Annotated in this window: 9 protein-coding genes; 1 reads left to right on the top strand and 8 read right to left on the bottom strand. The window is 62.6% G+C overall.

The features are described from left to right. Positions 1–93: 93 nt before the first annotated feature. From B7G52_RS22525 to B7G52_RS22495, 7 genes are all read right to left on the bottom strand, one after another. Positions 94–2,193, bottom strand: a complete 2,100-nt coding sequence (locus B7G52_RS22525) for a TonB-dependent receptor (RefSeq protein WP_096699899.1) — start codon at positions 2,191–2,193, stop codon at positions 94–96. A gap of 76 nt (positions 2,194–2,269) precedes the next feature. After that, entirely contained in the window at positions 2,270–2,659 is a 390-nt protein-coding gene (locus tag B7G52_RS22520) for a hypothetical protein (protein ID WP_096699898.1), read from the bottom strand. A 5-nt stretch (positions 2,660–2,664) separates the two neighbouring features. Continuing rightward, a complete protein-coding gene (locus tag B7G52_RS22515) occupies positions 2,665–3,249 on the bottom strand; it encodes a DUF3299 domain-containing protein (RefSeq protein ID WP_096699897.1) in 585 nt (194 codons plus the stop codon). A gap of 32 nt (positions 3,250–3,281) precedes the next feature. After that, the gene (locus tag B7G52_RS22510; protein WP_170954855.1) at positions 3,282–3,530 is read right to left on the bottom strand and encodes a hypothetical protein; all 249 of its coding nucleotides are present in this window, start codon (positions 3,528–3,530) and stop codon (positions 3,282–3,284) included. A 20-nt stretch (positions 3,531–3,550) separates the two neighbouring features. Continuing rightward, positions 3,551–4,753, bottom strand: a complete 1,203-nt coding sequence (locus tag B7G52_RS22505) for an ABC transporter permease (RefSeq protein ID WP_096699896.1) — start codon at positions 4,751–4,753, stop codon at positions 3,551–3,553. A 2-nt stretch (positions 4,754–4,755) separates the two neighbouring features. Next, positions 4,756–5,406, bottom strand: coding sequence for an ABC transporter ATP-binding protein (locus B7G52_RS22500; protein WP_096699895.1), 651 nt, complete (start codon positions 5,404–5,406; stop codon positions 4,756–4,758). Next, a complete protein-coding gene (locus B7G52_RS22495) occupies positions 5,403–5,993 on the bottom strand; it encodes a Fur family transcriptional regulator (RefSeq protein WP_096699894.1) in 591 nt (196 codons plus the stop codon). Before B7G52_RS22495 ends, B7G52_RS22500 begins: the two co-directional genes overlap by 4 nt. A 184-nt stretch (positions 5,994–6,177) precedes the next feature. On the opposite strand from B7G52_RS22495, the gene B7G52_RS22490 reads away from it, so the two are divergent. Then, complete coding sequence (locus B7G52_RS22490; protein WP_096699893.1) at positions 6,178–7,137, top strand: GSU2403 family nucleotidyltransferase fold protein; 960 nt, start codon at positions 6,178–6,180, stop codon at positions 7,135–7,137. 149 nt (positions 7,138–7,286) lie between these two features. Here the strand turns inward: B7G52_RS22490 and B7G52_RS22485 are convergent, their stop codons facing one another. Next, positions 7,287–8,240: an FRG domain-containing protein gene (locus tag B7G52_RS22485; protein WP_141397534.1), complete on the bottom strand. Its 954-nt coding sequence runs from the start codon at positions 8,238–8,240 to the stop codon at positions 7,287–7,289. Positions 8,241–9,154 lie beyond the last annotated feature (914 nt).

The raw sequence follows: 9,154 nt of genomic DNA, 5'->3' as shown, positions 1-9,154 counted from the left end.
GGGTGGGGGGAGGGAGTGGGGAGTCCGTCCTACTGTCCAAGGCAGCCAACAGACGCAGCGTGACGCTTGATAAAAAGGCAGGAAAAACAGACCCTAGAAACTAGCCTGCAAACCCACCTTCAAACTGCGTCCCGGCAGCGGCGCTTTCGGGAACGCCGTGCTCGTCAGCACCGAACTCGCGCTGTAGGCCAGTCTGTCGGTGAGGTTGTCGAGCCGCGCATACCAGAGCAGCGTCGCGGCGCCGGCCTTCACACGGTAAGACGCGGCGGCATTCCACAACGTGTAGGCTCCCGTGGCGCCCACAGGCGGCGCCGGCACGCGCTTCTGGGCGGCGTTGTGGTCGAAGCCGAGGCTGGTGCCCCAAGGCCCGCTGGCCAACAGCAGCGAGGCGCCCACGCGCCAGGGTGCGATGCGCGGCAGCGGCTGGCCGTTGCTGAGGTTGGTGGCGCGCACCACGTCTGCGCGCAGCGCCAGGTCCACCTGCGAAGCCCCTTCCAGCAGGCGGATGTTGCCGCTGGCCTCGATGCCGGTGAAGCGTGCCCGCACCTGCTCGTAACGGAATTCGGCCAACGGCTTGAACTCGGCACCCGCGGCGGTGAAGCCGGGGTTGCCAGTGTCTTCCACCGGGTTGACCGTGCCATCTTCCGCATTGCGCGTGACACCCGCCGTCTGGTTCAGCGCGATGTAGTTCTTGAAGCGGCTCACATAGCTGTTGACCTTGAAGCTGTGCCCGCCCGACTTCCAGGCCGCGCCCACATCGAGGTTGCCCGATTCTTCCTTCTTCAGGCCGGCGTTGCCTACTTCATAGGCGGCCGTGGCAATGTGCGGGCCGTCGGCAAACAGTTCATAGTCCTTGGGGGCACGCTCGGTGTAGGCGATGTTGCTGGTCAGTTGCCAGCTCGGTGCGGCGTTCCACAAGGCACCCAGCGCGTAACTGCCGGGTGCGAAGTCTTTGCTCGCCGGTGTGAAACGCGCCACGCGCGGGTTGCCGAAGGACGCGACCTCGACCGACTCCAGCCGCCCGCCCAGGCTCAGCTTGCCCCAGTCCGTGCCCAGTTCTTCATAGGCAAACACCGCCGACTGCGTCGTCTTGCTGTAGGGCGCAAAGGCCTCGCTGCCATCGGCGGAAAATCGGTTGGACTCGGCCTGGAATCCCAGCACGCCGTCAAGCCTGCCGAGCTTCGCATGACGCGCTTCCAGCCGGAAGTCGCTGCCCTTGTTCTTGAACACCGTGCCGGCGGTCGCGCCCTCGAACTCGGTGTGGCCGTAGTCGGTCTGGCTGTATTGGCCCTTGATGCTCTGGAAGGGCCCGCCGAGGTTGCGCACTTCGCCTTCGATCGCATAGCGATTCGACTTCATGGCTATGGTCACCTCGTCTTCGGCCACCGTGCCGTAAGTGCTGCGGTAATTGCTGGCCGATGCGCCCAGGTAGCCGTTGTCGAAAAACACCGAGCCGCCAACGGCCCCGCCGCTGACCTCGCTCGCGGAGTTGCAGATGCGCCGCGAGCGGGTGGTGACGCCGGCCTTGGTGCAATTGAGATCGCGCGGCACTTTCACGTCGCCGGTGTGGCGGTCGAAAGCGTCCACGTGCAGGCTGTAGCGCTGGTTGCCGCCTTCCAGCAGCACCCCCTTGCCGCGCTCCGAGTTGCCGCTGGCCAGGCTCAGGTCGGCCTTGCCGCTGATCCCGCCCTGCTCGCCCCACTGCGGCTCGCGCGGAATGCGGTTGTCGATCACGTTGACCACACCGCCGACGGCGCTGCCGCCGTACAGCAGGGCGCCGGGGCCGCGCAGCACCTCGATGCGTTCGATGCTGATGGGGTCAGCCGTGACCGCGTGGTCGTAGCTCAGGCTGGACGCATCGAGCGAGCCACCGCCGTTGGCCAGGATGCGGATGCGGTCACCGTCCAGCCCGCGGATGACAGGCCGGCTGGCGTTGGGGCCGAAGTAGGTGCTGCTGACGCCAGGTGTGCCGTCCAGCGTTTCACCCAGCGTGGTTTTGGAGCGCAGCAGCAGGCCGGCGCCCGAATACTGCGTGGCGGGGGCCATCAGGTCGGTGGCGCCCAGCGGGTTGCCGGTGACGGTGATTTCTTTCAGCGTGGGCGCGGGGGCCTGCGCCTGGGCCGCCGCGCTGGCCAGGGCGAGCAGGGACAGCGTAGCCGTGCCGATGGCACTGCGGGGGAATGTTTTTTTCATGCGGACTCGTTGAATCGGAAGACGGAAACGCCGTGTTCATGCCGGCAGGCATCACACGGGACTTCAGGGAGGGGATTCAGCGAGCCAGGGGCGGACCGCGCGCTTCAAAAAGCGCGGCCCAACGGGCGAGTACCTCGCCGTCCAGAAAGTGAAAGACAAACGGCGACAGCACTATCGGCAGCACCAGCAGGGGCAGCGCGGGAGGCGCCTGGCTGTGGCAAAGCTGGCCGAAGACGCGGCAATCGGAATCATTGACGTGGGCCGAAAACAGCTCGTCCATCCAGCCGTGGCCATGCGCCAGGCCGCCGGCTTCGGCGGCCTGGGCCTGCGTCTGCTTGTGCACAGCCTGCGGGTGGTCGCCCGCCCTGTGCACCACGCCGTGCAGCAGGCCCAACACCGGCGCAAGCAGCAGCACCAGGGCCAGATAGCCCCAGGCCGCCCGCCATGCCATGCGCCGCAAGACCATGGTGTTTACTTCACCGTCACCGCATCGTTGATGCGGTAGTAGAGGCCGTACGAGTCGTCATGCAGCACCTGCAGGCGGCCTTCCACCACCACCGCCTCCATGCTGTATTCGACCGGCGCCTTGGTCTTGACCTCGACCATGCTCTCGGGCCCGCCCGGCAGGCAGAAGGAGCAGGTCAGCGGCACCGACGACAGCAGGAAGTGGCGCTGCTTTTTGCCCGGCTCCAGCGGCATCATGAAGCCCTGGATGCGCTGTATTTTCCCGTTCATGCCGAGCTGGCCCTCATTGAACACCGGCAGGATGCGGTTTTTCTCATTCTTGGTTTTCACGTCGGTCAGCACCGACCAGGGCACCACATCGCCGCGCGGGGCCAGCGGCGCAAACGGGCTGTTGGCCCCGTGCACACCCGCGCCCTGCCCGGCCGGCAGATCAATGCTGCCAAGCGGTGCAGGTGCCGCCTTGCCCGCCGCGGGCTTGCCGCTGCCGGCAGGCAGGGGCGAACTCAGCTGCGCATTCGTACTTCCGGCGGTCAGCAGCAGCGACAGCAATAACGGCGAGGCCTTGGAAACTGTGAAAGCAGAAATATTCATGGGTTCTCCAGAAACGTTGCGGTGGCGGCGCGTTAATGCCCGTGTTTCATGCCGCAGTATTTTCCCACCGCCAGCCCCTTGCAGGAAGCCTGCAGCTCTTTCATGCAGACATCTTCCTTTTTTCCCGCCTCCAGGCATTTGGCCGCCGCTTCGTGCGCGGCCGCCATGGCGCGGTGGCGCTGGATGTCTTCCTTGGTTTCTGCGTCCTTGTGTTGCGCATGCGCTATCGAAAACGTAGCTGTCAGCGCAAGCGTGGCAAGGGTAGGAAGCACTTTTTTCATATATTTTTTGATCATGGAGTTCACCTCGACTGTAAAAGTTCAAACACAGGGACCCGGTAGGCCTCGTACGCGGGCAGCAGCGCTGACAGCAGCGCCACACCCACGGCCAGCGCCGGCACACTCACCAACCCGACCGGCCACGACAGCGCACCGACCAGAACCGATTTGTCCAGCTGCAGCAGCCAGGCGAGCAGCGCCATCAGCCCCTGGCCCGCCAGCACACCAAGCACGGTCGCCAGCAGCGCCAGCCACAGCGCCTCGCACAGCAGCAGCGCCGCCACCTTGCGCGGTGGCGCGCCCAGCAAACGCAGCAGCGCCAGGTCGGCGCGGCGCTCGCGCACGGCGCTCCATAGCGCGATGAACACACTCAGGCCCGCCGTCAGCAGCAGCACACCGGCCAGCGCGCGCAACACATCGGTGCCGACGCCGATCATGCCCAGCAGGCGCGTGATTTCCAGCGCCGGCGCGGCGGCCTGCATCTCCGTGCTGCTGTTCACAAAGCGCGGAAAGGTCACCGCCGCCAGCGGCGTGCGGTAACGGATCAGCGCCAGTGTCACTTCGCGCTCCTCTTCCAGCAGTTGGCGGTCGTCGGCGTCAAGAGCGGTGTGATCTTCATGGACCTGCCAGACGGAATCCAGCGCTGTCAGCACCAGCCGGTCCAGCACCGAGCCGCCGGGCGCCAGCACGCCGCTGACCACATAAGGCGTCTGCCCATGGCTGTCCCCGCCGCCGCCCAGGCCATGGCTGCCAGCGAAGCGGTCGCCGACTTTCAGGCCGGTTTGCTTCGCCACCTGCGCGCCCAGCACCGCCTGCATGGGCGCGGTCCACACGCCGCCCTGCGCAAACGCCGCCTGGTAATGCGTGAGGTAGTCCGGCGTGGTGCCGACGATGCGAAAGCCGCGCAAGCTGTCGCCCAGGCTGAGCGGAATCAGCTTGGCCACCTGCGGGTGTTGTTCGAGTTCCTTCACCGCCGCCAGCGGCACGTTGCCGGTCGGCGCGTCGATGTGGAACACGCCCGACAGAATCAGCTGCATGGGGCTGCCCTTGGCGCCCACCACCACGTCGATGCCGGCCAGGTCGCGCTCAAACGCCTGGTCAATCTGGTGGCTGACCAGCAGCACAAAGCTCAGCGACGCCAGCCCGAGGCTGAGCAGCAGCACATTGAGCCCCGCCGCCAGCGGCCGGGACCAGAGAAAACGCCAGGCGAATGCTATTGTTTTCATAGCTACTGGCGCCCGAGAAATAAGGGCTGAAAGCCGATTTGATCATCAAGATTCGCCGCAACCCGGGCATCGTGCGTGGCAATCACCAGCGTCGCACCGTAGCGCATGGCCGTCGCCTGCAACAGCGCCACCGCCTGCGTCGCCGCCTCGTCGTCCAGACTGGCCGTCGGTTCGTCGGCCAGGATGACTTTGGGCTGCAGCAGCACCGCCCGCGCCAGCGCCACCCGCTGCGCCTGCCCACCCGAGAGCTGCGCCGGTTTACGCGCCGCCAGTTCATCCACACCGAGCGCCGTCAGCGCCTCGCGGATACGCACATCGTCCTGCGCCTGACCGGCCGCCCACTGCGCGATCGCCAGGTTGGCGTGCACCGTCAGCGCGCTGCTCAAATGAAGTTTTTGCGGCAGAAAACCAATCGTCTTCGCGCGCCAGGCATCACCCGCCACCTTGCCCAGTGCGGTCAACGACTGACCGGCCACCGTGATGTCGCCCGCGGTCGGCGTCAGCAGCCCCGCCGCCAGCGCCAGCCAGGTGGACTTGCCCGAACCCGATGCGCCGCGCAGCAACAGCACCCCGCCCTGTGGAACGTCAATGTCGTCAAAGCGAAGCGCCGGCCCGCCGGGGTACTGGTAGGCCAGTTGCCGCGTACGGATCACGCGGCGACACCCCGCTGGCGATGACCGCTGGTGCTGCCCGTGGCGCAGTCGGCGCACACACCACGCACGGCAAAGTCCAGGCTCATGCCCTGGTAACCCAATGCCTTGAGCGCATCGAGCGCCGTCTGCGCTGCACGCTCCAGGTCGCCGGCGCTGGCCTGCAAGGCATTCTCCAGCGGGCTGTCGCGGTGGCAGCTCTGGCATTCAAAGTGCGGCATCGCATGCACACCCGCCGGCATCGCCTGGTAACGCCGCACCCGGCTGGCGTCCACGCGGCACAGCAGCAGGCCAACCTGCGTGAGGCGGTCGATCAGGCGGTACAGCGTGACGCGGTCCAGCGGCGCAATTTCCGCCGCCTTCGCCTTCTTTCCCGTCTTTGTCATTACGGACTTGATCCGCAATCCAGGCTGTTCTTCTCCCTCGGTCAGCGCCGCCTGCAACTGCGCATGGGTGTAACTCGTGTCCGGGTGCGCCAGCAGCCAGCCGAGCACCCGGCGCGCAGCCGCGGTACGCCGCAGGCCGTGGGCGGACAGCAGGGCGTCAATGGGGCCGGTGATCGAATCATTTGCGGGGATGGCGGACGTCATGTATCTGAAATTTGTGTGGTCTCGCACGACTGGGCATCATAAACGCAATTTTGTTGCATTAATCAAAATCCACCTGACTCAAACGGAACAAAACTTGCCGCATTGCGACAGATAATCAATGATTTATCTTTGATTTATATTGGTTTTCAGGATAAACTGAAATTTTTACAAAAGCACCTGAAAAATGCCCCCTATCCTGGAGCTGCTCCCGAATCAGACGCGGCAATATATCGATGCTGAAACCGTCTTTCTGGAGCTGCGCCGTGTCAGGGCAGAGGCCGCTGAGGTGCGGGGGTCCATGTTTTGGCGCACGCAAAGTGGCACCGAGTACCTGATCCGCGAATCGTCCCGTGGCGCACAAAAATCGCTGGGGCCACGCAGCGCGGAGAACGAGCAAATTTACGAGCGCTTCAAAACCCGGAAAGCCGAGGCCTCAAGCCGACTTGCTTCCTTAACCGTCGCAGCGCACAACCAGCAACGCCTTAACAAAGCACTACGCGTTGGCCGTGTGCCCGGAATCGTCATCAAAACACTCAATGCGCTGGAGGCGGTTGGTTTGCAAGACCATTTCGTGACCATCGGCACGCACGCCCTGTATGCCTACGAGAGCGCCTGCGGCGTGCGTTTCATGCCAGACGCCCTGGCGACGCAGGACATTGACCTGTTGTTTGACAGCCGCAAACGCATGTCGTTCGTCTCTCACATGCGGCGCATGGACAGCTCGTTTATTGGTGCCTTGCGCAAAGCCGACCCAACCTTCAGGGTGAAGCAAGACCAGAAGCAGACGGCCATCAACGATTCAGGCTTTGAGGTGGACGTCATCCGGCGCATCGCCAAAGAGGGTGAGCCGCACCCTTTTCGCATGAGCAGCGATGAAAACGACCTGTGGGCCGTTCAGATTGAAGGTGCCGACAAAATCCTGAGCGCTCAGCGGTTCAGCCAGGTAGTTGTCGCCGAGACAGGCCACATGGCAGTGATGAACACGATGGACCCGCTGACTTTCGTGGCCATCAAACGCATGATCTCAAACGCCCCGGGGCGCGACCCGAAGAAACGCATCAAGGACGCTCTGCAAGCTGATGTGGCGGAGCAACTGGTGCGGACGCACATGCCGCAGTATCAGCGGTCGGGAGGGAGAAACTGAGTAGGCTCATGATGAGCGGTCACCAGCTGGAAAAGATGCGTTGAGTGAAATGCAAGATGGGAGACTTGACCCTGATTTCGCTGACGTAAAAATGATCGGACCACCAAAACTTGCGGCGAAGCCGCTTCCTGCCCGCGTCGTTTGAAATGTTAAACCTCGCCCCTCTTTGTCACCACTTTGTCTGGGTAGACGAAAGGCTCGGTAATGCTCTTGGCCTCCAGGTACTTCCGAAGATCGCCTTCGGTTCCCCGTGGAAGGACAATCTTCAAAATGATCGAATCGTCGTCCTTTGACGATTCCAGCAAGCGCCAAGACTCAAGCATATCCAAGCGCAGCTCCATCTGAGCGAAGTAAACTGCTTGCTGGTTCCTCGCTCGCTCATTCGCGATCTGCTTGGGTGGAGAGAAGAGGAGCGGCAACCCGCTCGGTTCACCGCGCATGAACTGCTCACGGACTTTGCGCAGAATCTCCACGACGGGTAACACCTGCAATGTCTCACCCGTTGCGGTGGCGTCGCACACAAAGAGCGCGCCTTCGCCGTCACGCCCATCGTTCCCGAAAAAGAGCGCGACGTCGCTGCTTTGAGACCAATCCAAAAAATTCGTCCCCGCAAGTGCGAGGACATCCTCTTCCGGATACTGCTGATACCGCTTCATGAGCTCGAACCACGCGTCAACTCCGTGATCGGATTCCACCGCCTTCAATTCAGCGCTAGGCTCGAGCAGAGTTCCAAACTTCAAGAGCAACAAACTGGTAAGCGCGGAGTTCAAGTCGCCTGAGTCTTTCAGACGCGCGGAGAAGCCCTCCTGCGCTTCCATGTCGAACAAGCGCGACTTCACTGACCGGACGAATGTGGCGTCCAGGCGCCATTCACGCCGACGATGTCCACGATAGATCAACAGGCACTTTTCATCTGCCGCACGCTGCTTCAGCGCGTCGATTTCGGCCAGAAGTGCATCGAACGATTCCGGAATCCATTCCCGAGTGTGGGCGATGCGCGTGGCAGTGGAACTAGGCCTGAGTGCTTTCATCTGAGCTCGGCGGCGAATGAGAGGTTTAACGTTCGAGCTGCCCGGCACGCGGCATGCGCCGCGCAGCGGCATCCTGCTGCTGCGTGGCCGTGCCGAGCGAAAGGTTAAGTCTTGGCGCCATTGTGTGAGCCAATATGTTTAGCCCCGACTTGGATTAGAAACCACGCGGAAATGGGCACCGTGATGAAACACAAAAGCTGAAGCCAGAAGAGGCCAAGGCCAAGCCAGGGCAGCAAGTCGATCGAGCCGGCATAGCAGGGAGCGAGACTTTTAAGATTGCCATGGCAACCGAAGTGGTCATACGCCCAACCAGCAAGCTGCCAACCACCGAGCGTGACAGCGGCGGGTAACAGAGCAAGCATGTAGCGGGTTGGCCAAGACATATGCGACTTAACGATTAGCGTTTATCAGCCGCGCTGCAATGCTCGTAGAAACCAAGAACGCCTCCCGCGGAAGATAAACCTTGTTGGACTGAACCGCCCGCTGACGAAGCGGACAGACTGCTGTTTTGGCGGCGGGAGAGGTATCCCGAACTCGTCGAGAACCTATAGGGGAATGTAAGGTTCGACTCACATTGTGAAAAATAAAGATCCCTTGCCGACCAGGCTAACTATAACGACCTCCGCCGCGTATTAGCTTGGTTGGTGCAAATTTTTGAGAACCAGCCACCGCGTCAGCGGTTTAGTTCAACGCAATGGAGACCGCAAGCCCTGCGGTATAACTTGCCGGCTGCGGTATAACCAGCCCAGCTTTATCACCGCCAAGCCCTTGTCAGATAACAAATTCATCCACATCGCGCACTCCGGTCAGGTCGATAAAACAGGCACCAAACACCGCAGATCATAGACGCGAAGATTCGTGCTTCACATCCTGCAAATGAAGGAGCGCCAGCCAACTCCGAGGCGGCATAAACACCACTTGAGCGCTGCGCTGTATAAACAAAGCACCATGACCGACCCTACCCCTACCGCAGCATCCCCCGCATC

Origin of the sequence: Polaromonas sp. AER18D-145, from assembly GCF_002379095.1 — a bacterium.
GTDB lineage: Bacteria > Pseudomonadota > Gammaproteobacteria > Burkholderiales > Burkholderiaceae_C > Polaromonas.
Note: the sequence above shows the minus strand (reverse complement) of the source record. Positions and strands in the feature narration are given on the sequence as shown.

Excerpts from the sequence above, each read along its gene's own strand:
- B7G52_RS22515 (WP_096699897.1), bottom strand. The coding sequence starts at position 3,249 with ATGAATATTTCTGCTTTCACAGTTTCCAAGGCCTCGCCGTTATTGCTG.
- B7G52_RS22485 (WP_141397534.1), bottom strand. The coding sequence starts at position 8,240 with ATGCCGCTGCGCGGCGCATGCCGCGTGCCGGGCAGCTCGAACGTTAAA.
- B7G52_RS22510 (WP_170954855.1), bottom strand. The coding sequence starts at position 3,530 with ATGAAAAAAGTGCTTCCTACCCTTGCCACGCTTGCGCTGACAGCTACG.
- B7G52_RS22495 (WP_096699894.1), bottom strand. The coding sequence starts at position 5,993 with ATGACGTCCGCCATCCCCGCAAATGATTCGATCACCGGCCCCATTGAC.
- B7G52_RS22505 (WP_096699896.1), bottom strand. The coding sequence starts at position 4,753 with ATGAAAACAATAGCATTCGCCTGGCGTTTTCTCTGGTCCCGGCCGCTG.
- B7G52_RS22525 (WP_096699899.1), bottom strand. The coding sequence starts at position 2,193 with ATGAAAAAAACATTCCCCCGCAGTGCCATCGGCACGGCTACGCTGTCC.
- B7G52_RS22520 (WP_096699898.1), bottom strand. The coding sequence starts at position 2,659 with ATGGTCTTGCGGCGCATGGCATGGCGGGCGGCCTGGGGCTATCTGGCC.
- B7G52_RS22490 (WP_096699893.1), top strand. The coding sequence starts at position 6,178 with ATGCCCCCTATCCTGGAGCTGCTCCCGAATCAGACGCGGCAATATATC.